The organism is Caldimonas sp. KR1-144 (assembly GCF_049446155.1).
GTDB lineage: Bacteria > Pseudomonadota > Gammaproteobacteria > Burkholderiales > Burkholderiaceae_C > Rivibacter.
In genome coordinates this window covers 129761-154353 of sequence record NZ_JBMSEE010000004.1, presented here as the reverse complement: position 1 = coordinate 154353, position 24593 = coordinate 129761, and the positions used below count along the sequence as shown (strand labels likewise).

The 24593-nt window shown below is 73.0% G+C and carries 24 protein-coding genes; 6 read left to right on the top strand and 18 right to left on the bottom strand.

The features are described 5' to 3' along the window. Window positions 1–99: 99 nt before the first annotated feature. From ACO2TI_RS11130 to ACO2TI_RS11110, 5 genes are read right to left on the bottom strand one after another with little or no spacing between them, the layout of a single operon-like run. A complete protein-coding gene (locus tag ACO2TI_RS11130; RefSeq protein WP_423284302.1) occupies window positions 100–1056 on the bottom strand; it encodes a hypothetical protein in 957 nt (318 codons plus the stop codon). Beyond that, complete coding sequence (locus ACO2TI_RS11125; RefSeq protein WP_423284301.1) at window positions 1053–1697, bottom strand: phosphoribosyltransferase; 645 nt, start codon at window positions 1695–1697, stop codon at window positions 1053–1055. The genes ACO2TI_RS11130 and ACO2TI_RS11125 overlap by 4 nt, the downstream gene beginning before the upstream one ends. A gap of 40 nt (window positions 1698–1737) precedes the next feature. Beyond that, window positions 1738–3144 (bottom strand): homospermidine synthase, encoded by a 1407-nt coding sequence (locus ACO2TI_RS11120; protein WP_423284300.1) that lies wholly within the window; start codon window positions 3142–3144, stop codon window positions 1738–1740. Window positions 3145–3157: 13 nt separating this feature from the next. Next, window positions 3158–3496, bottom strand: coding sequence for a hypothetical protein (locus tag ACO2TI_RS11115; protein ID WP_423284299.1), 339 nt, complete (start codon window positions 3494–3496; stop codon window positions 3158–3160). Then, window positions 3493–3960 carry a CBS domain-containing protein gene (locus tag ACO2TI_RS11110; protein ID WP_423284298.1) on the bottom strand — a complete coding sequence of 156 codons (468 nt, stop codon included), beginning with the start codon at window positions 3958–3960 and terminating at the stop codon, window positions 3493–3495. Before ACO2TI_RS11110 ends, ACO2TI_RS11115 begins: the two co-directional genes overlap by 4 nt. 446 nt (window positions 3961–4406) lie before the next feature. On the opposite strand from ACO2TI_RS11110, the gene ACO2TI_RS11105 reads away from it, so the two are divergent. Genes ACO2TI_RS11105 through arcA form a run of 4 tightly spaced genes read left to right on the top strand, consistent with a single transcriptional unit; the run spans window position 4407 to window position 7463 of the window. Continuing rightward, window positions 4407–4733 (top strand): DUF883 family protein, encoded by a 327-nt coding sequence (locus ACO2TI_RS11105; protein ID WP_423284297.1) that lies wholly within the window; start codon window positions 4407–4409, stop codon window positions 4731–4733. A gap of 27 nt (window positions 4734–4760) precedes the next feature. Continuing rightward, complete coding sequence (locus ACO2TI_RS11100) at window positions 4761–5216, top strand: universal stress protein (protein ID WP_423284296.1); 456 nt, start codon at window positions 4761–4763, stop codon at window positions 5214–5216. A 23-nt stretch (window positions 5217–5239) separates the two neighbouring features. Beyond that, window positions 5240–6238, top strand: a complete 999-nt coding sequence (argF, locus tag ACO2TI_RS11095) for an ornithine carbamoyltransferase (RefSeq protein WP_423284293.1) — start codon at window positions 5240–5242, stop codon at window positions 6236–6238. Window positions 6239–6245: 7 nt separating this feature from the next. Further along, window positions 6246–7463: an arginine deiminase gene (gene arcA / locus ACO2TI_RS11090; protein ID WP_423284292.1), complete on the top strand. Its 1218-nt coding sequence runs from the start codon at window positions 6246–6248 to the stop codon at window positions 7461–7463. A gap of 13 nt (window positions 7464–7476) precedes the next feature. Here arcA and arcC read toward each other — a convergent pair whose 3' ends face one another. Together arcC and arcD are read right to left on the bottom strand one after the other, a co-directional pair. Next, complete coding sequence (arcC, locus tag ACO2TI_RS11085; RefSeq protein ID WP_423284744.1) at window positions 7477–8439, bottom strand: carbamate kinase; 963 nt, start codon at window positions 8437–8439, stop codon at window positions 7477–7479. A 26-nt stretch (window positions 8440–8465) separates the two neighbouring features. After that, the gene (gene arcD, locus ACO2TI_RS11080) at window positions 8466–9968 is read right to left on the bottom strand and encodes an arginine-ornithine antiporter (RefSeq protein ID WP_423284290.1); all 1503 of its coding nucleotides are present in this window, start codon (window positions 9966–9968) and stop codon (window positions 8466–8468) included. Between the two features lie 142 nt (window positions 9969–10110). On the opposite strand from arcD, the gene ACO2TI_RS11075 reads away from it, so the two are divergent. Continuing rightward, window positions 10111–10461 carry a hypothetical protein gene (locus ACO2TI_RS11075; RefSeq protein ID WP_423284289.1) on the top strand — a complete coding sequence of 117 codons (351 nt, stop codon included), beginning with the start codon at window positions 10111–10113 and terminating at the stop codon, window positions 10459–10461. Between the two features lie 28 nt (window positions 10462–10489). Next, window positions 10490–11758, top strand: coding sequence for an MgtC/SapB family protein (locus ACO2TI_RS11070; protein ID WP_423284288.1), 1269 nt, complete (start codon window positions 10490–10492; stop codon window positions 11756–11758). Here ACO2TI_RS11070 and ACO2TI_RS11065 read toward each other — a convergent pair. The 11 genes from ACO2TI_RS11065 to ACO2TI_RS11015 form a co-directional block, all read right to left on the bottom strand. After that, entirely contained in the window at window positions 11739–12764 is a 1026-nt protein-coding gene (locus ACO2TI_RS11065; RefSeq protein WP_423284287.1) for a S1C family serine protease, read from the bottom strand. The genes ACO2TI_RS11070 and ACO2TI_RS11065 overlap by 20 nt on opposite strands. A gap of 7 nt (window positions 12765–12771) precedes the next feature. After that, on the bottom strand, window positions 12772–14175 hold the full coding sequence (locus ACO2TI_RS11060) for an MBL fold metallo-hydrolase RNA specificity domain-containing protein (RefSeq protein WP_423284285.1): 1404 nt from the start codon (window positions 14173–14175) through the stop codon (window positions 12772–12774). Window positions 14176–14184: 9 nt separating this feature from the next. After that, the gene (locus ACO2TI_RS11055) at window positions 14185–14388 is read right to left on the bottom strand and encodes a YgaP family membrane protein (RefSeq protein WP_423284283.1); all 204 of its coding nucleotides are present in this window, start codon (window positions 14386–14388) and stop codon (window positions 14185–14187) included. Between the two features lie 103 nt (window positions 14389–14491). Next, on the bottom strand, window positions 14492–15034 hold the full coding sequence (locus tag ACO2TI_RS11050) for a DUF4124 domain-containing protein (protein ID WP_423284282.1): 543 nt from the start codon (window positions 15032–15034) through the stop codon (window positions 14492–14494). A gap of 96 nt (window positions 15035–15130) precedes the next feature. Further along, window positions 15131–15928: a formate/nitrite transporter family protein gene (locus ACO2TI_RS11045; protein WP_423284280.1), complete on the bottom strand. Its 798-nt coding sequence runs from the start codon at window positions 15926–15928 to the stop codon at window positions 15131–15133. Beyond that, complete coding sequence (locus tag ACO2TI_RS11040; RefSeq protein ID WP_423284278.1) at window positions 15921–18659, bottom strand: cation-translocating P-type ATPase; 2739 nt, start codon at window positions 18657–18659, stop codon at window positions 15921–15923. Before ACO2TI_RS11040 ends, ACO2TI_RS11045 begins: the two co-directional genes overlap by 8 nt. Before the next feature lie 10 nt (window positions 18660–18669). Then, window positions 18670–19110, bottom strand: a complete 441-nt coding sequence (locus tag ACO2TI_RS11035) for a universal stress protein (protein ID WP_423284276.1) — start codon at window positions 19108–19110, stop codon at window positions 18670–18672. A 106-nt stretch (window positions 19111–19216) separates the two neighbouring features. Next, entirely contained in the window at window positions 19217–20728 is a 1512-nt protein-coding gene (locus tag ACO2TI_RS11030; protein ID WP_423284275.1) for an AAA family ATPase, read from the bottom strand. Next, window positions 20689–20925 (bottom strand): hypothetical protein, encoded by a 237-nt coding sequence (locus ACO2TI_RS11025; protein WP_423284273.1) that lies wholly within the window; start codon window positions 20923–20925, stop codon window positions 20689–20691. The genes ACO2TI_RS11030 and ACO2TI_RS11025 overlap by 40 nt, the downstream gene beginning before the upstream one ends. A gap of 108 nt (window positions 20926–21033) precedes the next feature. After that, window positions 21034–22212 (bottom strand): efflux RND transporter periplasmic adaptor subunit, encoded by a 1179-nt coding sequence (locus ACO2TI_RS11020; RefSeq protein ID WP_423284272.1) that lies wholly within the window; start codon window positions 22210–22212, stop codon window positions 21034–21036. A gap of 23 nt (window positions 22213–22235) precedes the next feature. Continuing rightward, on the bottom strand, window positions 22236–24593 hold the full coding sequence (locus ACO2TI_RS11015) for an FtsX-like permease family protein (RefSeq protein ID WP_423284743.1): 2358 nt from the start codon (window positions 24591–24593) through the stop codon (window positions 22236–22238).

Genomic DNA, 24593 nt, shown 5'->3' with positions numbered 1-24593 from the left:
AAGTCATCGCGGATCAGCCCTGCGGCTGCCTCTTCCATTGCATGCAGCATGCACAGCGCGGCAGCGCGCCGCCTTGCGCCTGCGCAAGCCACGCGGCCGTCAAACCGCGCGGCGTCGCATCGCGGTCGGCAGCGCGGCGATCAAGGCGCCGAGGCACTCGGGCGGCAGGCGGTCGATGCCGGCCGCGCGCGCGCGCCCCGAGCCGCCGAAGCCGGCAGCGATCTGCGCCGCGCCCGCCGGCGCGCGCAGGCTCACGCGCCAGCCGCCGTCGCGATGCGGCAGCAGGACCGCGCAGGCAGTGGCTGGACGCCCGCGCACCAGCTCGTTGGCGAAGCAGCCGACCACGCGCCGGCTCCAGGGCGCATCGGGCAACAGCCAGGCGGCGAAGCCCTCGCCCTGCCAGGCCGGCGCGAGCGCCTGTGCGCGCGCGAGATCGTCCTGGCGCTGCCCCTCGATCTCGCCGATCACCGGCTCGCCGTGGAGCAGCTGCCATGGCTGCGCGTAGCGCGCCATCAGCGCGTAGAGCTCGCGCGGCGGCAGGCGCACGTCGCGCTCGTCGTCGCCGTAGGCGTTGTAGTTGATCGCCTCGCCGAGCCGGCGCAGCGCCTCGACCGCCTCGCCTTCGACGCCGGCCGTCGCGCACAGCCTGCGCCCGAGATCGAGCAGGTTGTCGCCGAAGGCACCCACCGCGGCCCAGGCCCGGTGGCGGCCACCGACCGCGCGGTCCACGAGCGCGCTGGTGCACACGGCCGGCGCGGTGTCGATGCAGGCGGCGAGCCGCGCATGGACGATCGGCGCTCCCGGCTCGTGGTGGTCGAACCAGCGCACCTGCGCGCCGGCGTCGAGCAGCGCCGTCAGCGCGGCGCGGTTGCGATCGATTGAGATGTCGCACACGACGAGCTCGTCGGCGCTGCCGGCCGGCACGCGGTCGAGCAAGGCGATCTCGCGCTTGAGCCCGGTGACCAGCCGGGCATCCGCGGCCGGATGCTGCAGGCGCCACTGGCGCAGCGCGCACAGGCCGTCGGCGTCGCCGTTGCAGACGTCGACGCGTCTCATCGGTACGCGTCGAGCGCGTCGACGACCTCGCGGTCCTCGACCTGGTGGAAGTCGGCGTAGTGCACGCCGACGGCATGGAAGAAGCCCGGCTGGCGCAGGCACACGAGCTCGTCGACCGCGCCGCGCAGCGCGGCCACGGTGTCCGGCGGCGCGACCGGCACGGCCAGCACCAGCCGCGCGGGGCCGCGCTGTCGCAGCGCGGCGAGCGCCGCGCGCACCGTGGTGCCGGTGGCGATGCCGTCGTCGACGAGGATCGCCGTGCGCCCGGCCAGCGGCAGCGGCGCGCGGCCGTGCAGATAGGCCTGACGGCGGCGAAGGTTCTCGCGCTGCTCCTCGGCGGCGACGCGCTGCACGTAGGCCTCGTCGGCACCGGTCATCGCCATCGTCGTCGCGTCGCGCACGATCTGCGGCGGCTCGCCGTCGACGATCGCCGCGACCGCCAGCTCGGGCTGGGTCGGCGCGCCGATCTTGCGCACCAGGATCAGGTCCAGCGGGGCCTGCAGCTCGCGCGCGACCTCGGCGGCCACCGGCACGCCGCCGCGCGGCAGCGCGATCACCACCGGATGCTCGAGCTGAAGCGGCCGCAGCGCCGCGGCGAGCAGACGACCGGCCTCGGCGCGGTCGGCAAAGGCGTCGAACATGGCTTGCACTCCCCGGCGGCCATCGGCCCGCCTCGGCGTTTCAACTCACCCGCACATTGACGAACTGCCACGGATCCTCGCGGTCGATGGGCTCGTCGAACGACAAGCGCCCCCGTCCGGTCAGCGGCGTCCAGTCACTGTAGACCCCGATCATCGAACCGAGATAGGGGCGGCACAGCGCCAGGATCTCCTCGTGCGGCAGTTCGTCGGGCTCGACGATGCCGCGATCGGGATGCCGCATCGCCCACACCACGCCGGCCAGCACGCCGGCCGCGACCTGCAGGCTGGTGGCACTGTTGTGCGGGCACAGCACCCTCGCCTGCTCGATCGACAGGCGCGAGCCGTACCAGTAGGCGCCCCGCTCGTGGCCCAGCAGCAGCACGCCGAGCTCGTCGATGCCGGCCACGATGTCGTCCTTGAGCACGCGTTCGTGCGAGCCCAGGTGCCAGTCGCGGCCGGCCAGCTCGTGCAGCGACAGCACGGCATCGTCGCAGGGGTGGTAGGCGTAATGCACCGTCGGCCGGTACTCGGGCCGCTCGCCGCTGCCGATGCTCAGGTAGTCGGCGATCGAGATCGACTCCGAATGCGTGATCAGGAAGCCGTGCATCGGGCCGGACAGCGGCGTCCAGCTGCGCACGCGCGTGGCAGCGCCGGGGCGCTGCAGGTAGATCGCGGCCGCGTCGGCGGCGGCGTGGCGCGCGCCGTCGGGCGGAAAGTGCCGCTCGTGGCTGCCCCAGCCAAGTTCGGCGGGCTGGCAGGCCTCGTCGACGAAGGCCTCGACCGACCAGGTATTGACGAACTCGCCCAGGCGCTTGCGCAGCGCCGCATGCTGGGTGTCGCGCTCGGCGATGTGGATCGCGCGCACGCCCAGGCGCTGCGCCAGCCGCGCCCACTCGAGCCGCGTGCGCGGCGCCGCCGAGCCGTTCGCGCCCGCGAGGTCGAGCAGCGCCTGCTTGACGAAATGCGACACCAGGCCCGGATTCGCGCCGTGCGCGAGCACCGCGGTGGGGCCGTTCGCCCCGTCCGCGCGCAGCGCCAGCGCCGCCTCGCGCAGCGCGTGGTTGGTGCGCTGGGCCGTCGATCGCGCCGGGTCGAGGTAGCCGCCGGCCCAGGGCTCGATGCAGGTGTCCAGGTAGAGCGCACCGCGCTGCCGGCACAGCGTGATCAGCGCGACGCTGTCGACGTCGACAGACAGGTTGAGCAGGAAGTCGCCCGCGCCCAGCCGCGGCGCGAGCAGCTCCACGTGGTTGCCATCGGTGAGCGCCGCCGCCAGCCAGGGCACGCCGTGCGCCTGCGCGACCCCGAAGTCGCTGCCGGGCGGCGCCACGACCAGGATGCGCTGAGGATCGATCGCGAGGTGCCGCAGCAGCAGCGGCAGCACCCCCTGGCCGATGCAGCCGAAGCCGACCAGCACCAGACGGCCGCCGAAGGCGTGTCGCCAGGTCATGGACAGCCCCGACTCATTCCTCGCTCAGGTGCGGCGGCGAGCCGCCCTCGGCCGGCTCGCCGGACTCGGCGTCGATCCAGTCGGCGATGCCGATATCCCGCTCGGCTTCCCGCAGCAGCGCGCCCGGCGCCAGGGCATCCTCCTCGCCGTCGCGGTTGGCGCGCGCATGCTCGAAGCTCTCGAACGGGCCGAACTCCTGCTCGCCGTCGGGCGACTGCCAGTAGAAGCCGTCGGGCCGCTCGACGATCTCGGGCGCTTCGGCTTGCGGCTGCGCCTCCTCGGGCGGCGGCACGGCGGCGGGCTTCGCGCGGCGCGCGGCGCCGGCGGGCTTGGTCGCAGCGTGCCGCTTCATGGCCGCTGCACCTGTTCGTGACGCCCCTGTGCGGACATCGCCTCGAGCAGGCTGCCCATCTCGGCGGCCATCGCCTGCAGCAAATCGTCGGCAACCAGCAGGCCGACGAGGCGGCCCTGCGCCGCCGTCACCGGCAGTCGCCGCACGCCCTTGCGCCGCATCGTGGCCAGCGCGTCGAGCAGGGAATCCTCCTCGCGCACGCTGACCAGGTCGCGGCTCATGACCTCGCCCACGCTGAGGCCATGCATGGCGATGTCCTTGGCGACCGCCGCGGTGACGATGTCGCGGTCGGTCAGCATGCCGACGACCACGCTCTCGCCCGTCGCGCCGGCGTCCTCGACCACGGGCAGGCAGCCGACATGGCGCTCGCGCATCAGCCGCGCGGCCTCGCCCACGGCCGTGCTCCGGTACACGATGGCAATGTTGCGACTGCAGACATCGCCGGCCGTCGTTCGATCCTTCATCTCGCGCTCCATCGGCGCTCGGGCGCCTTGCCGAATCAGCATGGCACGCGCGCGCCGGAGCGTCTTGCGCTGCCTCAAGCGAGCCGTCGCGCCATCGACGGCGCTTGGGGCTCCTGCCCTGATCTCGCGCGATGCGCGGCCACGCGCCGCGCCTAGATGGCCTTGGCAGGCGCAGCTTGCGCGGAACCCGCGCGCGGGGCCGTGACTGCCTTCCCACGAGGCATCGAAAGGATCACCGAGATGAAGACCGACGCAGACCTGAAGCGAGACGTGGAGGCCGAGCTGGCCTGGGATCCGGCGGTCAACGCGACCGCGATCGGCGTGGCGGTCAAGGAGTTGCGCGATGTGCAGCCACCTTGCGCCATCGCAAACCGCCGACCGGCGCGCGGCCTAGCATCAAACCGACATCGCGCAAATCCGCGCGACCGACGTTCGAAAGGATCGACATGGCATTCGCAACTCACACGAGCGGCGCCAACGGCGTCGCAGGGCTGGCCAACGGCCTGCACCAGATCGTCGAAGAAGCCGAACGCCTGCTCGTCACGGCCGCTGACAGCGGCGATGCGCGGTTCGACGAAGTGCGCGACAAGGTCTCCGCGCAGGTGCGCGAGATGCGCGCGCAGCTCGAGGAGCTGCAAGACAGCGCGGTCGCCAGGACGCGCCGCGCCGCGCGGCGCGCCGACCTCGCCGCCCATGAGCATCCCTACGGCGCGATGGGTATCGCCGCCGCACTGGGCCTGCTGATCGGCTTCCTTGCCACGCGCGGTCGCTGAGACGCGCTCGCACTGCCGAGTGCCGACATGTACCAGCGCATCCTTGTCCCGGTCGACGGCAGCCCGACGTCCAACGCCGGGCTCGCCGAAGCCATCAAGCTGGCCAAGCTCACCGGTGCGCAGCTGCGCCTGCTGCACGTCGTCGACGAACTGCCCTTCGCGCTGGGCGCCGAGGGCGGCAATGCGGTCGCGGCCGAGGTGCTGGCGCTCGGCCGCAAGGCCGGCGAGCGCATCCTGCAGGACGCCCGCACGCAGGTCCGCGACGCCGGCGTCGCCGTCGACACGGTGCTGTCCGACGCCATCGGCGGGCGCGTCAGCGAGTTCGTCGCCGAGCAGGCCCGGCTGTGGGACGCCGACCTCATCGTCGTCGGCACGCACGGCCGCCGCGGCGTGGGCCGTTGGGTGCTCGGCAGCGACGCCGAGCTGATCCTGCGCATGGCACCGGTGGCGGTGCTGATGGTTCGCGCCGGCGGCGCCACCTGACGGCACGGCGTGCGAGGTCCGCGATGAGCTTCAACCTGCGCAACCGCAGCCTGCTGACCCTGGCCGAGATCGGCCCGGCCGGCGTCGATCTGCTGCTCGAGACGGCCCACGAGCTCAAGCGCGCGAAGGCCGCGGGCACCGAGCAGCCGCGGCTGCGCGGCAAGGAGATCGCGCTGCTGTTCGCCAAGACGTCCACCCGCACGCGCTGCGCGTTCGAGGTGGCGGCCTTCGACCAGGGCGCGCACGTGTCCTTCATCGGCCCGCAGGACTCCCAGCTCGGCGAGAAGGAAAGCGTCAAGGACACCGCGCGCGTGCTGGGCCGGCTCTACGACGCCATCGAGTACCGCGGCTTCGAACAGGAGGTCGTGCAGACCCTGGCCGCGCACAGCGGCGTGCCGGTCTACAACGGCCTGACCAACGAGTACCACCCGACGCAGGTGCTGGCCGACTTCATGACGATGCAGGAGCACTGCCGCAAGCCCTTGAGCGAGGTGAAGCTCGCCTATGTCGGCGACGCGCGCTTCAATACCGCCGATTCGCTGCTGGAAGGCGCGGCCATGATGGGCCTGGACTTTCGCATCGGCGCGCCGCGCGAGCTGTGGCCGCAGGCCGAGTTGCGCGAGCGCGCGCATGCGCTGGCCGAGCAAAGCCACGCGCGACTGCGCGTGACCGACTCGGCCGAGGAGGCCGTCGAGGGCGCCGACTTCGTCTACACCGACGTCTGGGTGTCGATGGGCGAGCCGCCCGACGCCTGGGCGCAGCGCATCCCTCGCTTGCTGCCCTACCAGGTGAACCACGCGCTGATGCGCGCGACCGGCAACCCCGAGGCCAGGTTCATGCATTGCCTGCCGGCGCTGCACAACCGCGAAACGGCCCTCGGCGAGCGGATCTACCGCCAGTTCGGCCTCGATGGCGTCGAGGTCACGGAGGAGGTGTTCGAGTCGCCGGCGTCGATCGTGTGGGACCAGGCCGAGAACCGCCTGCACACGATCAAGGCGCTGCTCGTCGCCACGCTCGCCTGAGGCCACGATGCGCCGCCACGGTGTCCACTCCGAAGCGGGCCGCCTGCGCCGGGTGCTGGTGTGCCGTCCCGGCCTCGCGCACCAGCGGCTGACGCCAGCCAACTGCGCCGAGCTGCTGTTCGATGACGTGATGTGGGTCGCGCAGGCCAGGACCGACCACTACGCCTTCACCAGCCTGATGCAGGAGCGCGGCGTCGAGGTGCTCGAGCTGCACGACCTGCTGGCCGACGTGCTCGCGCAGCCGGCCGCGCGCGCCTGGCTGCTGGCCCGCACGATCGACGCCCGTCACGTCGGCGTCGGCCTGGAGCAGGCCTTGCACGACTGGCTCGCCGAGGCGCCGGCGCGAGACCTGGCCGAGCGTCTGATCGGCGGCATCGCGCGCGCGGAGCTGCCCTTCGGCGTCGCCGCCGGGCTCGCGAACTACCTCGATCCGGCCGACTTCATCGTGCCGCCGCTGCCCAACGCGATGTTCACGCGCGACACGAGCTGCTGGATCTACGGCGGCGTCACGCTCAACCCGATGCACTGGCCGGCGCGGCGCCGGGAAACCGTGCTGATGAAGGCGATCTACCGCTTCCACCCGCTGTTCGCCGACGCCCGCGTCTGGTGGGGCGACCCCGAGACCGACCACGGCGCCGCGACGCTCGAAGGCGGCGACGTCATGCCGATCGGCAGCGGCGTGGTGCTCGTCGGCATGGGCGAGCGCACGACGCCGCAGGCCGTGGCGCTGCTGGCGCAGGCACTCTTTCGCGACCGCGCGGCCGAGCGGGTGATCGCCGCGCGGCTGCCGCGCACGCGTGGCGCGATGCATCTGGACACCGTGCTGACCTTCTGCGATCGCGACCTCGTCACCGTGTTCCCGGACATCGTCGACGGCATCCGCTGCACGAGCATCCGCCCCGGCGATCGCGAGGGCACGCTCAGCTTCACGGCCGAACGCGAGCCGCTGCTCGCGCTCGTCGCGCAGGCGCTGGACCTCAAGACCTTGCGTCGCGTGGCCACCGGCGGCGATGCCTACGAGGTCGAGCGCGAGCAGTGGGACGACGGCAACAACGTGCTCGCGCTCGAGCCCGGCGTCGTGGTCGCCTACAACCGCAACACCCACACGAACACGCTGCTGCGCAAGGCCGGCGTGGAGGTCATCACGATCCCGAGCGCGGAGCTCGGCCGCGGACGCGGCGGCGGGCATTGCATGTCCTGCCCGATCGAACGCGACTCGGTCTGAGCCGGCCGCGCTCTCAAGCGCAAGCACCGACGGCCGCGGCGACGCCGAGTTCCATGCCGTCGACGCGGGTGTCGATCCAGGTGCCGGCTTCGCCGCTCACCAGCCGCTCGATGTCGTCCAGCGAGCCGATCACGGCCGGCTTGCCCGTCGCCAGCGCGAACTCGCAAGCCGCTTCCACCTTGGGGCCGATCGAACCGGCGGCGAATGCGAGTCGCCGCAGCGCGTCGGGCGATGCGCGGCGGATCGCGCACGCGTTCGGCGTTCCCCAGCCGAGGTAGACGGCGGCCACGTCGGTGGCGATCAGCAGCAGGTCGGCGTCCAGCTGCCGCGCCAGCAGGCCCGCGGCGAGATCCTTGTCGATCACCGCCTCGACGCCCTCCTTCTCTTCGCCGCGCCCGGTGGCGACGACCGGGATGCCGCCGCCGCCCGCGCACACGACCACTGTGTCGTGCTCCAGCAGCGCGAGCACCGAGGCCAGCTCGAGGATGCATTGCGGCCGCGGCGACGGCACGGCGCGGCGCAGGCCGGCGCCGTCGGCCACCATGTGCCAGCCGCGCTCGCGTGCCAGCGCCGCCCCGCGCGGCGCGTCGTAGACCGGGCCGATGGGCTTGGACGGCGCGGCGAACGCCGGATCGCCGCGCTGCACCTCGACGCGCGTGAGCAGCGTGGCCACGCTGCGCCCGGGCGGCAGGCGGTTGGCGATCTCCTGCTCGATCAGGTAGCCGATCATCCCCTCGGTCTGCGCGCCCAGCACGTCGAGCGGATAGGGATGCACCTCGCGGTAGGCCTCGTTCTGCAGCGCGAGCAGTCCGACCTGCGGCCCGTTGCCGTGCGCGACGACGAGGCGCCGGCCTTCGGCCAGCCGCACGATCTGCTGCGCCGCACGCCGCACGTTGTGCAGCTGCGCCGTCGCCTCCAGCGGCTCGCCGCGCCGCAGCAGCGCGTTGCCGCCCAGCGCGACGACGAACAGCGGCACCGCCCCCGCGCTGGCCGGCGACGGCCTCACAGCGACAGCGTCCCGGTGACGAGCATGTAGGCCGCCACTGCCGCGGCGGCGAGCAGCACGGCCGCGGCGATGCCCTCCGTCGCGCTGAAGAGCTTCAGCCCGCGGTCCCGCCGCGCCCAGGCGAACACGGCCAGGCCCGGCGCGTACAGCAAAGCGCTGAGCAGCAGGTAGGCCGGTCCGGCCGCGTACAGCAGCCACACGCAGTACACGCTCGCCACGCCCGCGATGGCCAGGTCGCGGCTGCGCCCCTGCACCTCGCCGTCGTAGCCGGTGCCGGTCCACGCCGAGCGCAGCGCATGCAGGCCGGTGAAGAGATAGGGCACGAGGATCATCGACGTGGCCAGAAGGATCAGCGCGAGGTAGGTCGCGTTCGACCACAGCGTGACCAGCAGCAGCAGCTGGGTCAGGCCATTGGTGACCCACAGGGCCGCCGTCGGCGAACCCTTGGCGTTCTCGCGCGACAGCGCCTGCGGCATCAGCCCGTCCTGCGCAGGCGTGAACAGCGTCTCCGCGGCGAGCAGGATCCACGCGAGCAAGGCACCGCCCACCGACACCAGCAAGCCGACGCTGATCAACCGGGCGCCCCACGGGCCGACGGCCTTCTCGAGCACGCCGGCCATCGACGGGTTCTTGAGCCCGGCGAGCTCGTCTTGCGCCATCACGCCCAGCGACAGCAGCGACACCGCCATCAGCAGCGCAAGCACGGCCACGAAGCCCAGCAGCGTCGCGCGTCCGACATCCGACCGCCGCGCGGCGCGGCCCGAGTAGACGCTCGCGCCTTCGATGCCGATGAACACCCACACGGTGATCAGCATCGTGCCCTTGACCTGCTCGAAAACGCTGCCGCTCTTGGCGGAGCCCCAGAAGCCCGAGGTGAAGGTGTCGACGTGGAAGGCCGCCGCGACGAAGCCGACGAACAGCAGCAAGGGGACCAGTTTGGCCAGCGTGGTCAGCGTGTTGGCGAACGTGGCGCTGCGCACGCCCGCGAGCGTGAGGCCGTGCAGCGCCCACAGCAGCACCGAGGCGCCGGCGATGGCGGCGGCGTTGTTGCCTTCGCCGAACTGCGGGAAGAAGGTGGCCAGCGCCGCGAAGAAGATCACGAGGTAGCTGGCATTGCCGATCCACGCGCTCATCCAATAGCCCCACGCGGAGCCGAAGCCGACCAGGTCGCCGCCGCTCGCGCGCGCATAGGCGTAGACGCCGTTGTTCAGGCCGGGCTGGCGCAGCGCGAGCGACTGGTAGACCAGCGCCAGCGCCAGCATGCCGGCACCGGTGACGAGCCAGCCAAGGACGATGGCGCCGGCACCGGCGGCCGAGGCCATGTTCTGCGGCAGGCTGAAGATGCCGCTGCCGACCATCGAGCCGACAACCAGTGCCGTCAGCGCGCCCAGGCGCAGCGGGCGCTGCGCCGTGGCGGGCAAGCCGGCCTTGCCCGCCGAAGACGAAGGCCTGGCGACGACGGTAGCCGTGGCTGACCAGGATTGGCTGCTGATGCTCATGCCTTGCCTCCTTGGGACACGGATGCCCCGACCGCATGAACTTAGCCCCCGCGCGACGCGCGGGCCTTGCGCCATCGCAAGCCGGCGCGCCGTGCGGCGATCGATGCTTGGCTTCTCGACACCGTCGATTGCGGAGAAGCCGATGAAGCCCTTGAACCTTGCCCCCTGGATGCTCGTCGCCTCGGCCGCGCTGCTCGCCGGCTGCGCGGGCGGGCCCTACCACGCACGCCATCACGCCCCTGGGGCGGGCGCCGATCGCTACGAGCGGCAGATGGAGACGATGCAGGACATGCACCGCAAGATGGCCGCCGCCAAGACGCCCGAGGAACGCCGCGCGCTGATGGACGAGCACATGAAGGCCATGCAAGGCGGCATGCGCATGATGTGCGATGTGGGTGCCGCGCCCGACGCGACCCGGCGCTGCGCCGAGATGCGCGACATGACGATGATGATGATGATGGAGCGCGAGCCGGCGGCACCGGCGCGGCCTTGAGTCGCGGGGCGGCGCGCGAGGTCCGGTGATGGACCTGGACGTCGCGCGCAACTTCCTGGTCGCCTTGCTGATCGGCGCGCTCGTCGGCGCGCAACGCGAGATGACCAAGCCGACCGACGGCAGCGAGCCGCGCCGCCCGGTCGGCGGCATCCGCACCTTCATGCTCGTGGCCCTGGTCGGCGCCGCCTCGGCCTGGCTTGCGCGCGCGCACGAGCTGCCGTGGACCTTCGCCACCGCGCTGGGCGCGGTCGGGCTGGTGATGGCGCTTCGGCGCGGCGCCATGCACGCGGCGCCGAACGGCATCACGAGCGAGATCGCGGCCATCGCCGTGTGCCTGCTCGGCGCCCTGGCAGCGATCGGCGACACCGCGATCGCCGTGGCGCTGGCGGTCGCCGTCTCGGCGGTGCTGGCGTTCAAGCAGCCGCTGCACGGCCTGGTCGGTCGCATGGACGAACAGGACATGTACGCCGGCATCAAGCTGCTGGCGGCCACCTTCATCGTGCTGCCGCTGCTGCCGAACGCGCCGATCGATCCCTGGGGCGCGCTCAATCCCTACGAGCTCTGGCTGCTGGTGGTGCTGATCAGCGCGCTGTCTCTGGTGGGCTATGTCGCAACGCGCTGGCTGGGGCCGGTGCGCGGCGCGGCGCTCGGCGGGATCACCGGCGGCCTCGTCTCGTCGACGGCCGCGACGCTGAGCTTCGCGCGCGCCAGCCGCGACGAGACACTCGTCGCGCGCGACGGCGCGCTCGGCGCCGGCATCCTGCTCGCGTGGCTGGTGATGTTCCTGCGCATCACGCTGCTCGTCGCGGCGCTCAACCTGCCGCTGCTGGAGCGGGTCTGGCCGGCGCTGGCGCTGATGGGCGGCGCGACCGCGGTCTTCGCGGCGCTGCACTACCGCAGCGGCCTGGCGAAACAGCCGCCGGCCGCGCTCATGTCGGTCTCCAATCCGTTCAGCCTGAGCGCGGCGATGCGCTTTGCGGCGCTGTTCGCCCTGGTGCTGCTGGTGGTACACGTGGCGCAGGCGCGCTGGCCGGGCGCCGGTACCTACGTGGTCGCGGGGCTGACCGGACTGGTCGACACCGACGCGATCTCGCTGTCGCTGGCTTCGGGCGCGAAGACGCCCGAGGCGCGCGCCACGGCCGCCACGGCGCTGGTGATCGCGATGATCGCCAACACGGCGACCAAGTGCCTGCTGGTGCTGGTGCTCGGCCGCGGCGCCTTGCGCCGGCAGATCGCCGTGGCCGCGGCGACGACGATCGCGATGGGCGTGCTCGCGCTCAGCGCAGCTCCAGCGTGACGCGCTGTCCGGCGCGCATCACGTCGAAGCGTGTGCCGCTCGCCTTGCGCCACAGGAGCAGCCGCTGCGCGAGCGCGCCGCCGTCCTCGACGGCCTGGCCGTTCATCGCCACGATCACGTCGCCGACGCGCAGGTCGGCCTGCTCGGCCAGGCTTTCTGGCAGCACGGTGGTCACGGCCGCGCCGCCCTCGATCGCGGCATCCCAGGTGGCCAGGACCATCGGCGACACGTCCTCGAAGAACGCGCCCAGGCGCGGACGCTCGCGCTGCCCCGCCGGGCGGCGCAGTTCGTCGGCGATCTGCAGCACCAGCTCGATCGGCATCGACAGGCACAGCCCGCCGCTGCCGTAGGGGCTCGCGACGGTGCGCGTGTTCATGCCGACGATGTCGCCGGCCAGCGTGATCAGCGGCCCGCCGGAGTTGCCCGGATTCATCGCGATGTCCGACTGGATGAACACCGCCTCGCGGTCTTCGACGAAGTGGCGCCCGGTGCCGCCGACGATGCCGGCCGAGACCGACGAGCGCAGCCCGTAGGGCTCGCCGACCGCGATCACCCAGTCGCCCGCGCGCAGCGCCGTCGAGCGGCCCAGCGGCGGCGCGTGCGGCCATTCGACCGGCAGGGCCAGCAGCGCGATGTCCGCGTCCTCGTCGATGCCGACCACGCGCACCGGCAGCACGCGCCGGTCGTCCAGGCGCACGACCACGCGCCGCGCGCGCGCCACCACGTGCGAGGCCGTCACCACGTGGCCCAGGCGGTCGATCACGAAGCCGGCACCGATGCGCGGCACTTCGCCGGTGGTGCTGGCGTCGTCGGCCTCCAGCGCGTACACGCCGACGGTGGCCGGCAGGCTGCGCGCGAGCGCCGGGCCGAAGCCCGGCAGCGCGGCCGAAGCCAGCGGCGTGGAGGTCGGCTGCGGCGCCGAATGCGCGCATGCCGACACGAACCCCAGCGCGAACACCAGGGCGAGCATCGGCGCGTACGCCAGTGCGCCGACCGAGCGCAGCATCGACGGCTTAGTCAATCGACACCGCCTCCAGGTATTCCGGCACGCGGCAGGGCCAGTCGTGGCGCGCCTGCACCGCCTGGCGCAGCGCGTCGGCGGCGGCCGGCTCGCCGTGCGTGACGAAGACCTGCTTCGGCGCCGCCGGCAGCGCAGCGATCCAGGCCAGCAGGCCGTCGCGATCGGCATGGGCCGACAGGCTGTCGATGCGCGCCACCTCGGCGCGCACCGGCACCGTCTCGCCGTGGATGCGCAGCTCGGTCGCGCCGGCCTGCAGGGCCGCGCCGCGCGTGCCCATGGCCTGGAAGCCGGTCAGCAGCACCGTGTTGCGCGCGTGCGGCGCATAGGCCTTGAGGTGGTGCAGCACGCGCCCGCCGCTGGCCATGCCGCTGGCCGAGACGATGACCGAGGGGTAGCGCAGCTCGTTGAGCCGCCGCGACTCCTCGACCGACGCGACGATCCGCGCCACCGAGCCCAGCCGGGCGCATTGCGCCGCGTCGAGCCGGTGCTCGCCGATGTGCGCCCGGTACAGGCGCGTCACGTCGGCGGCCATCGGGCTGTTGAGATAGACCGGCATGTCCGGGATCCGGCCGGCCGCCTTGAGCAGGCCGATGCAGTGCAGCAGCGTCTGCGCGCGCCCGACCGCGAAGGCCGGCACCACGACCGTGCCGCCGCGCGCCGCGGTGCGCGCGATCACCGCCGCCAGCGTGTCGAGCACGTCTTCGCACGCGTGCAGGCGATCGCCGTAGGTGGACTCGACGACGAGCGTGTCACAGGCCGGCGGCGCAAGGGGCGGCTTCATCAGCAGGTCGTCGTCGCGGCCGAGGTCGCCGGAGAACAGCAGCCGGTGAGCGGCGCCGGCTGGCGTGCGATGTTGCGCGCGATGCTGCGTGCCATCGTGTGCCTCGAGCAGCACGCTCGCCGCGCCGAGGATGTGCCCTGCCGGGCGGAACGTCGCGCCGAGGCCGGGCAGCGGCTCGAAGGCCTCGCCGAACTCGTGCGGCACCAGGCACTCGAGCGCCGCGCGGCCCTCGGCCTCGGTGTACAGCGGCAAGGCCGGATGGTGCTTGCTGCGCCCGTGCCGGTTCAGGTACTCGGCTTCCTCTTCCTGCAGGTGGCCGCTGTCGGGCAGCAGCAGCTCGCACAGCTCGCGCGTGCCGCGGGTGCAGTGGACGCGGCCGCGAAAGCCCAGCCCGATCAGGCGCGGCAGGAAGCCGCTGTGGTCGATGTGCGCATGCGTGAGCACGACCGCGTCGATGCGCGAGGCCGGCAGCGGCAGGGCCTCCCAGTTGCGCAGGCGCAGCTGCTTGAGGCCCTGGAACAAGCCGCAGTCGACGAGCAGGCGACGACCGCCGCGCTCGACCAGGTAGCGCGAGCCGGTGACAGTGCCTGTCGCACCGAGGAAGTGCAGTTGCATGGAGGCCGATCAGCGTCCGGGCTTGGACTCGTGCGCACAGGTGCGCACCCCGAGCAGGCTGTAGGCCGGGCAGCGGCTCAGCAGCCCCGTCAGCAGCGGCACGATGCCCAGGTAGCCCCAGACCCCGATCGTGCCCATCGCCGCCAGGGCGATCAGCAGCAGGCCCACGCCGATGCGCAGCGTGCGATCGATCGTTCCGACGTTCTTGTCCATGTGCGTGACTCCTTGCCACCGCCGCCGTTGGCGGTGTGAACGGCAGGTTAGGCGCGCGGGCCGCGCGCTCGCTTGCGTTGCGTCAAGCCCGGCCGCGCGATGCTCAGCGTGCCGGCGGCGGCACCGCCAGCGCGCGCGGCGGCGCCTCGGGCTCCTGCGATGCCGTCTCGCACCAGGCCTGGACCTGCAGGCGCCAGGCCTCGATCAGCGCTTCGCGCTGGGCGTCGTCGAGCCAGACCATCGCCGGCTCCTCGCCCTCCTTGCCGGGGCGCAGCAGGCGCAGGCCCTCGGCCTCCTTGAGAAAGCGCAGCTCTTCGCGCGCCGAGCTGCAGCGCTGCGCCCGCTGCGCGGCCCGCGACGCCTGCGCCGACTGCGATGCCTGCGAGCGCGCCTCCTCTTCGCGGGTCTGCTCGAGGCGGCGCAGCAGTTCCGCGCGGCGCTCCTGCGCGCGCACGTTCTCGAGCGGATCGGGATGGCGGATGCTGATGCGCTCGACGCAAGGCCGGCCCGCCAGCGGCACATCGGAGTAGTGAACGGCGCCGTCGCGGTCGATCCACTTGCAGATCTCGACGGCCTGGACGGCGGTCGCGAACGCGGCGCCCAGCGCCAGCAGCGCCGCGGCCGCGAGACGGTTTCGATTCAGCATGCTGGCTCCTTGCCGCCGCTCGATGACATGGGTCTCGACTGTAGGAAGCGCCGGCGCGCGGGCCTTGACCCAACGCAGACCGCGGCGATCCGGGACTCAGCGCTCGGCGCTCCCGCGCAGGTAGATCACCCAGTACACGCCGGCCACCAGGACGCTGCCGCCGACGACGTTGCCGGCGATCACCGTCAGCAGGTTGCCGGCCAGCTCGCCGACGGTGATCGGCGCGCCCAGCAGCATGGCCAGGGGCAGCAGGTACATGTTGGCGACGGAGTGCTCGAAGCCGGCCGCGACGAAGGCAGTGACCGGAAACACCACCGCCACCACCTTGTCGACGACGCTGCGCCCGGCGATCGCCATCCACACCGCCATGCACACCAGGACGTTGCACAGCACGCCGCGCACGAAGGCCTCGTGCCACGGCAGGGCCGTCTTCGCGAGCGCGATCGACACCGCGGCGCGCCCGACCGCGCCGCCGTTGAACGCCGCCTGGCCGGACAGCCACACCAGCAAGGCCAGCCCGAGCGCGCCGACGAAGTTGGCCGCGCACGCGAGGCCCCACTGGCGCAGCAGCTGCGCCGTGCTCACGCGCCCCGCCGCCCAGGCCATGGCGATCAGGTTGTTGCCGGTGAACAGCTCCGCGCCCGCGACGACGACCAGCACCAGGCCGAGCGAGAACGCCAGTCCGCCGAGCAGGCGCGAGGCCGCGAAGCCCAGCGCGGCGTCGCTCGCGACCAGCGTGAACATCATCGCGCCCAGTCCGATGAAGGCGCCGGCCAGCGCGCCCAGCAGCGCGAGCGTGAGCGGCGGCAGCCGCGCCTTGCCGACGCCGACCTCCACCACGCGCGCGGCGATCTCGCGCGGCGCGTAGGCATCCATGCCGAACAGCTCAGGCATCCTGGCACCTCGCACGGCGCGGCCAGGACCGCCGCTGCCAGGACTTGCGCGCCTCCTCCACCCACAGCACGCCGCTGGCCAGCACCAGCAGCAGCGCCAGGGTCGAAGGCGGCAGGGCCTGGGTGTGGAACAGCCGGTTCAGCGCCGGCGCGTAGAGCACGGCAGCCTGCAGCGCCACCGACACCGCCAGCCCGCCGAGCAGCCACGGGTTGCGCCACAGCCGCCCGGACCATGCCGAGCGCCGCTGCGAACGGCAGTTGAGCACGTTGAACCACTGGCACATGGCCAGCAGCGTGAAGCTCTCGCAGCGCACCAGCGCCTCGTCGGCGCCCTGCGCGAGCCGCCACGAGAACCAGCCGAACACGATCGCGACGGTGGCCGCGGCCATCGCGGCGGCACGCATCAGCATCGCGGCATCGAGCAGCGCGCCGTCGCGCGAATGGGGCGCGCGCGCCATCTCGTCGCCGCTCGGCGGCTCCATCACCAGGTTGAGGGTCAGGGTCGCTTCGGTGACGAGGTTGATCCACAGGATCTGCACGGCCGCCAGCGGCAGCGGCAGGCCGGCCAGCAGCGCCAGCAGCAGGATCAGCACCTCGTCGACCGAGGTGGCGAACAGGAACAGGATCACCTTCTTCAGGTTGCCGTAGATCACGCGGCCCTGCTCCACCGCGGCGACGATGGTCGCGAAGTCGTCGTCGGTCACCACCACCTTGGCCGCGCTCTTGGCGACCTCGGTGCCGCTTTGCCCCATCGCCACGCCGACGTCGGCGCGCGCGAGCGCCGGCGCGTCGTTGACGCCGTCGCCGGTCATCGCGACCACCTCGCCGCGCGCCTGCAGCGCCTGCACGATGCGCAGCTTCTGCGCCGGCTGCACGCGCGCGAACACCGCCACGCGCGGCAGCAGCTGGTGCAGCTCGGCCTCGCTCATGCGCTCGAGTTCGCGGCCGTCGACGACCCGGTCGCCGGCCTGCGCGATGCCCAGCTCGCGCGCGATCGCCAGGCCCGTCAGCCGATGGTCGCCGGTCACCATCACCGGGCGGATGCCGGCCGCGCGGCAGGCGGCCACCGCCTCGCGCGCCGTCTCGCGCGGCGGGTCAATCTGGCCGATCAGACCCAGCAGCCGCGCGCGGCCCGCCAGCGCCGCGAAGCCGGGCGCCGCTTCGAGCGCGTCGTCGTCGACCGCGGCGAAGGCCAGCACGCGCAGCGCCTGCGAGGCCATCGCGTCGGCCTCGGCGCGTGCATCGCGAACCGCATCGCCATCGGCGCCGCCGCACAGCGCCAGCACGGCCTCGGGCGAGCCCTTGACGAACACGCGTCGCGGACCGCCCGCCACGCGGTGACGCGTGGCCATCAGCCGCGCCTGCGCGTCGAACGGCAGCTCGGCCTCGCGCGCGGCGTCGCGGCGCAGCACGGCGCGGTCGAGGCCGGCCTTGCCCGCGAGCGCCAGCAGCGCGGCCTCGGTGGGATCGCCGAGCGCCGACCAGCCCGCGCGCTCGTCGCCGGGCGGCAGCAGCTCGGCGTCGTTGCACAGCGCCGCGGCCTGCAGCAGGGCTTGCAGGTCAGGATCGGCGAGCGCGGCCGGCCGGCCCGCCTCGCGCAGTTCGCCGAGGGGTGCATAGCCGCTGCCGCTCACCGCGATGCGCCGCCCGGGCGGCAGCCAGAGCGCCACCGCGCTCATCTCGTTGCGCGTCAGCGTGCCGGTCTTGTCGGTGCAGATCACCGTGGTCGATCCCAACGTCTCGACGGCCGACAGGCGCCGGATGATGGCGCCGCGCGCGGCCATGCGCTGCATGCCGACGGCCAGCGCCACGGTCATCGCGACCGGCAGCCCCTCCGGCACCATCGACACCATCTGGCTGATCGCCACCATCGCCAGCTCGGCCACCGGCAGGCCGCGCCACAGGCCCAGCACCATCACCAGGGCGAACAGGACCAGCGCGGCGACCACCAGCTGGCGGCCGAAGCGCTCCAGCCGCCGCTCGAGCGGCGTGCGCGGCTCGCTGCCCGCCTCGGCCAGCTCGGCGACGCGCCCCATCTCGGTGGCATGGCCGGTCGCCACCACCACCGCGCTTGCGCGCCCGTCGGCGACATGGGTGCCCGCGTAGACCATGTTGGCGCGGTCGGCCAGCAGCGTGTCCTCGGGCAGCGGGGCCGCCGTCTTGAACACCGGCAGCGACTCGCCCGTCAGCGCCGCCTCGGCCACCTGCAGCTGCGCGCCTTCGATCAGCCGCGCGTCCGCGGCGACCGCGTCGCCGCCGGCCAGCAAGACGATGTCGCCCGGCACGATCTCGCTGGCCGTGACCCATTGCTCGCGCCCGTCGCGCAGCACGCGCGCACGCAAGGCCGCGAGGCGGCGCAAGGCGGCCATCGAGCGCTCGGCGCGCCCTTCCTGGACGCTGCCGACCAGCGCATTGACCAGCACGACGACGACGATGACGGCTGCGTCCGCGTCGTGGTCCATCGACACGGCCAGGGCCGCGGCGACCAGCAGCAGGTAGATCAGCGGGCTTTGCAGCTGGCGCGCGAACACGCGCCATGCCGGCCGCGGCGGCGGCTCGCGCAGCACGTTGGCGCCGTGTTCGCGCTGCAGCGTCTCCACGCGCTGCGGCGCAAGCCCTTGCGCGGGATCGACCGACAGCTGCCGCCAGACCGCGTCGGCCGACCAGGCATGCCAAGGCGGCGCGGCCGGCGCGGCTGGCATCGGCTCGCGCACCGGCTCGCGTGTCGGCACGCGCCGGACCTCAGTGCACCACCAGCACCGGCTGGCTCACGCTCGCCAGCACGCGATGCGTCTGGCTGCCCAGCAGTGCACCGGCGGCCGAGCCGCGGCCGCGGCTTCCCATCACGATCAGGTCGCAGGCCAGGCGCTGCGCCTGCGCGGCGATCTCGGCATGGGCGGAATCGCCCAGGCGCACCAGCGGCTCCACCGACGCCGGGGCGCCGCGGCTGCGCAGCTGCGACGCCAGGCGCTGCTCGCCCACGTCGAGCAGCGATCGGCGCAGCGACTCCAGCGCGTCGGCGCCGCTGACGAAGGCCTGCGCGTACTCGCGGAAGTGGTAATCGGGCACGACCGTCAGCGCGGTAAGCCGGGCGCCGGCGTGCGCGGCCAGGCCCAGCGCGGCATCGAGCGCGCGTTCGGCCTGCGGCGAATCGTCCAGCGCGACGAGGATGTGCTTGAACATGAGGCCTCCTTGGGCGCACCGGGCGGCGCTTGCCGCGCGGCGCATCGCCAGCCTATCGGGCCGGCCGGCGCAGCGCTTGACGAAGATCAGGCCGCCGTGCGGCGGCTCACCAGTGCGCGTCCAGCGCCTGCGCCGGTGTCATCGCGACAAGACGCTCGCTCGCGTCCAGCGGCTCGACGGCCTGCGCAAGCCGCTGCAGCACGGCGGCGTCCGCTTCGGACGCATCGCCGCGGCGCGCCGCCAGGCGCGCGGCGAGGACATCGGGCTCGGCCACGCACTCGACGATGCGGAACGGCACGCCGAGCTCGCGCGCCAGGCCCCTCGCCTGCGCTCGTTCGTCGGCCTTCAGGAAGGCGGCATCGATCACCACCGGCCATCCGGCCACGAGCGCGCCGCGGGCCTTGGCAAACAGCGTGGCATAGGCCTTGGCGGTCGCCGCGGCGCCGTAGATGTCCAGCCCGGCGCGCCGCGAGCTGGCCAGCATCGCCAGACCGAACAGCCGCTTGCGCTCGACGTCGGAGCGCAGCCGGATCGCGCCGTGGCGCTGCAGCAGCTGCTGCGACGACCAGGTCTTGCCCGAGCCCGGCAGGCCGAAGGTGATCAGCAGCCACGGCGCGGCCGGCCGCATCCACTGCAGCGCCTGGGCGGCATAGCGGCGCGCGAGTGCGGGATCGTCGCGGCGGCTCGCGGCCATGGCGCGCACCAGCGCGCGATCGACGCAGGCGAAACGCAGCGCCGGCAGGCCGTCGTGGTCGCCGCCGGCGTCGAGCCAGGCGCACAGGAAGCGAATCGCCAGGTCGCGGCGTCCCGCGGCGGCCAGGTCCATCACGACGAAGGCGGCGTCGTCGAGCACGTCGATCCAGCGCAGCGCCGGGTCGAACTCGATCGCGTCGAAGGCGGCCACCTCGCCGTCGAGCCACAGCAGGTTGTCCAGGTGCAAGTCGCCGTGGCAGTCGCGCACGCGTCCTGCATCGCGGCGGCGCCGCCACAGGCGGCCCAGGAGCGCCGACTCGCGGCGCAGCCAGCGCTCGAGCTGCGCGGCGTCGTGTTCGCCAAGGGCGCCGCGCGCCGCGTCCAGCAGCGCCAGCGCCGAGTCCAGGCGCTGGGGCACGGGCTCCGGCGGCGCATCGGCCGGCGCGATGGGCGCCTGCGCATGGCATTGCGAGAGCCAGGCCGCGAGGCGATCGATCGCGCCTTCGTCCAGCGTGCCCAGCGCCGCCCGATGCGAGAAAAGCGCCTCCTGCGGGAAGCGATGCATCGCCAGCGCGAACTCGATCGGCGGTTCGCCGCCGAGCAGCGGATCGTCCTCGCTGCCGCCGATGGGCAGCACCGCGCGATAGATCGAGGGCGCGTAGCGCCGGCTCAGCCGCAGCTCGTCCTCGCAGGCCTGGCGCCGCGCGGCGAGCGTGCCGTAGTCGAGGAAGGGCAGCGTCAGCGGCTGCTTGATCTTGTAGGCCGAGTCGGGCGTCAGCAGCACCCATGAGACATGGGTCTCGACGAGACGCGCGTCCAGCCGCCGCGCAAGGGCTTGAACCAGCCGACGGGCACGCACCAGCGCCTCGGCCTGGGCCGAGGCGCTCAGGCCAGCTGCTCGGGGCCGTTGAACCAGATCATCCACGGCGGCAGCTCGCTGGCCAGACGCTGCAGTTCTCGAACCCACTGGGCCTGCCAGTTCACGCACGAGGACCACCAGGCGGACTGGACCTCGAGCCACTGTCCGTAGAGATCGCCGGCGTCGGCGATCGCCGCGCTCACATCATCGATGGCCTGGACGACATCGCTCGCTGCGGCGTCGGCGGGGTTCCTGCGCGTCATGCTCGTCTCCACTGGAGGCCGCACGCACCCGGCGGCCTGTCTGGGGAATCTAGTGCCGCGGGCGCGGTGCCCATTGATCCTGCTCAAGACTGGCCGTGCCGGTCGGGTTCATCCGTCCGTGCGCACGCGCACCCTCGATCCTTCGCCCATCTCGTTGGCAGGGTAGCGAACCACCCGCTGCCCGGCGACCAGGCCGGCGATGACCTCGGCCTCGACGAGGTTGCGGTGCCCCACGTCGATGGTGCGCCGCCGTGCGCGTCCGTCTTGCACCACGAAGACGCACCACGCGTCGGCGCAGCGGAACAGCGCGCTGGCGGGCACCTTCAAGACCGCGTCGGCCTGCCATACGACGATCCGCGCCGTCACCCGGAATCCGTCGCCGAAGGCGACCGGCGGGTCGACGAAATCGGCGATCACCCGCACGCGCTTCTCCTCGATGCCCAGGGCGGAGACCTTGGTCACCGCGTAAGGCTCGACCAGGCGAACCTTGGCGCGCAGGGTCCGCACGCCGCCCCAGCCGTCGATGAGCACCGGCATGCCCGGCGCCACTTTCACGGCGTCGGAGGACAGCAGCTCGACAACCACCTCCAGTCGGCCGAGGTCCGCGATGGTCAACAGCGGCGCGCCCGCCGCGACGACGCGCTCGCTGGCATCGTCGATGCGCAGGATCCGTCCGGCCATCGGTGCGCGCACCGGCAGGTAGCTTGCACCGCCGGGCCCCGGGTCGCGCGTCACGCTCAAACCCGATTGCGCGACTGCCACGTCGGCCACGGCGGCGCGCACCCGGAATGCGGCGGCCTGCGCCTCGCCGACCGCCCGGGTCTCCAGGTTACGGGCCTGCTCGGCGGCCTGCGGGGCGATGAAGCCCTCCTGCACGAGCTTGCGCGCGCGTTCGAGCTCGCGCCTGGCCTGCGCGAGGTTCTCGTCGGCCTGGCGTTCGCGCTCCCGGGCCTCGCGCAGCAAGGCCTGCGCCGAAGCGACGCGCGCCGTGATCTCGTCGCGCTCCCGCGTCGACAGCGGCAACGCGGCGATCCGGGCCACGACCTGGTGCTCGGCCACCGTGTCGCCGTCGTGCAGCTCGATGCGCGCCAGTCGTCCTGCCACCGGCGCGGCAAGCACGTAGCGGTCGTGGCTGCGCGTCTCCCCCAGGTCGTCCACCGTCACCTGCATCGGACCGGTCCGGACGACGGCCGCGTCGACCTCGAGCGGATCCGGCCACAGCGCCCAGACCAGGGCCGCCAAGGCCGCGACGACGGCAAGAGCGAGAAGGACGCGCTTCACGGACATTCGACGCTCCTGCGTTGGCGGGCTCACTCGCGGGCCTTGAGCACCGCGATCAGGTCCAGGTGCCGCACGCGCCGCGCCACCAGCGCGCCGGAGCTCCCGGCCGCCACGAGCGCGACGATGACCGGCCACACGAAGGACGGCGTTGCGAGGACCAGCGGCAGGCGGAACAGCTCGCGGTCGAACACGGGCACGAGCATGGCGCACAGTCCGTACCCGAGGGCCAAGCCCACGGGCACCGCCGCCAGCAGCAGCATCGCCTGCTCGCCCAGCAACAGGCCGATCACCTCGCGCTCGGTGAAGCCGAGCACGGTCAGGCTCGCGAGCTCATGGCCCCGCTCCGACAGCGCGATGCGCGCGCTGTTGTAGACCATGCCCACGATGATCACGCTCGAGAAGGCCATCAGCACCGCGCTGAAGAAGAAGAACGTGCGATCGAGAGTCTCGCGCACGCTCTGCAGCACCGCGCCGCGAACCGCCACGCCGGCCACGACCGGCAGGCGCTTCAGGTGCTCGTAGAAGCCGGGGGCCCGGTCGGCCTGGATGCGCAGGAAGGCGCCGGAACTGGTCTCGACTTCGCCGAGGAGCCGGGCCATGGCCCCCAGGTCCATGTAGGCCCCCAGTCCCACCATCTCGTCGACGATGCCGACCACCGGCACGCGAAGCACGGCGCGCGAACCTTCGAGCACTTCCATCGTCACGACGTCGCCGGGGGCGATGTCGAGAATGCGTGCGAGCTTCTCGTTGAGGACCAGCCCTTGGGGCGGTAGATCGACGGGGCGCCGCTGGCGGTCGAGCAGGCGTCGCAGCTCGTGCACGGGCGACAGCCCCGTCACCTCGATGCGCTTGCCGCGGTGCCCGTGCCGCAGCCACACCGGCAGCAGCCGGAACGGTTCGGCCTGCACGACGCCGTCCATCTTCGCGATCGCGAGCGCGGCCTCCGGGCCGCGCGGTTCGTTGTAGATCACGGTGACGTCGTCGCGCTGCACCTGGCCGAACTGGATCGACATCATGTGACTGGCGGCATCCAGCCCGAAGCGGCTGACGACCATCAGGCCGATCGCGAAAGCCATCCCGAGCACCGACATGCCCGCCTTCCAGGGCTGGCGCGCGACGTTGCGCACGATCATTCGCAGCGATGCCGGCATGGGCCGCGTCCAGCCGCGCCGCTCCAGCGCGCCGGCGCGAAACGACGCCGGCGACGGCGCCCGCATGGCTTCTGCCGGCGAGAGCGCCGCCGCGCGGCGCACCGCGGCCAGTGCGCCCACGGCGCCGCCCGCCAGGCTGACGCCTGCCGCCGCGGCCAGCAGCGGCGCATCCACGACGAGCGCCAGGCGCGGGAACCGGAAGAAGTCCCGGTACACGTCGACGAAAAGCCCGCCCATGAAGACGCCGAGCGGCAGCCCCAAGGCAAGGCCGAGCGCGACGGTCACCAGCGCGATGTCGAGGAAGTGGATGGCCAAGCGCAAGTCGGTGCGGCCGAAGGCCTTGAGCAGGCCGATCTGGCCGCGCTGCGTCGCCACCAGGCGCGACAGCACAACGTAGAGGAGGAAGGCCGAGACGGCCAGGAAGAGCACCGGCACGGTGCCGGTCATCACGCCGAGCTCGCCCAGCTCGTCGGTGAGGAAGCGGTGCGACAGCTGCTCTCCCCGGCCGTAGGCGCCCAGGCCGCCGTGGCGGCGCAGCAGCGTGTCCAGCGCTTCGATGACCCCGCGCTCGCGCGCACCCGCGGCCAGCGTCAACACGACATCGTTGAACGCACCCTCCATGCTGAAGGCCGGTGCCAGCGCCTCGGCGGCGATCCACATGACGCCGAAGCGCTTGTTGTCCGGAAAGATCATCCCCGAGCCGACCTCGTAGACGAACTCCGGCGACAGGGCGATGCCGACGACGACAAGCGGCGTCCAGCGGCCGTGCAGCAAGGCGCCCAGTCGCGCGCCCAGCTCCAGGCCGTTCGCCTTGGCGAAGGCCTGGCTGACGATGACCTCGTCGACCGAGCCGGGATCGATGTAGCGCCCGCGCACGATCTGCAGATCGTTGAGCATCGCCGTGCGGCGGGCCGCCACGGACACCAGCCGCGCCGTGGCCGGCTCGGCCAGGCCGGGAACGTCGACCGACACGTCGACGACGATGCGCGTGCGCACCTGGGCCACGCCCGGCAGCGCCCGGATCTGCTCGGCCAAGGCGTCGGGTGCGCGCTTGAGGTGGACGAAGACGTCCGCGAAGCGATGGCTGCGGTAGTAGTCGTGCTTCGCCGCCAGCAGCGACTGGTGGGTCGCACGCGTGGCCACCAGGGCGGCAACCCCGCAGGCAACCACCAGTGCCGCCGCGACGATCTGGCCGCGCAGGTGCCACAGGTCGCGCCACAGCATCCGGTCGAGCAT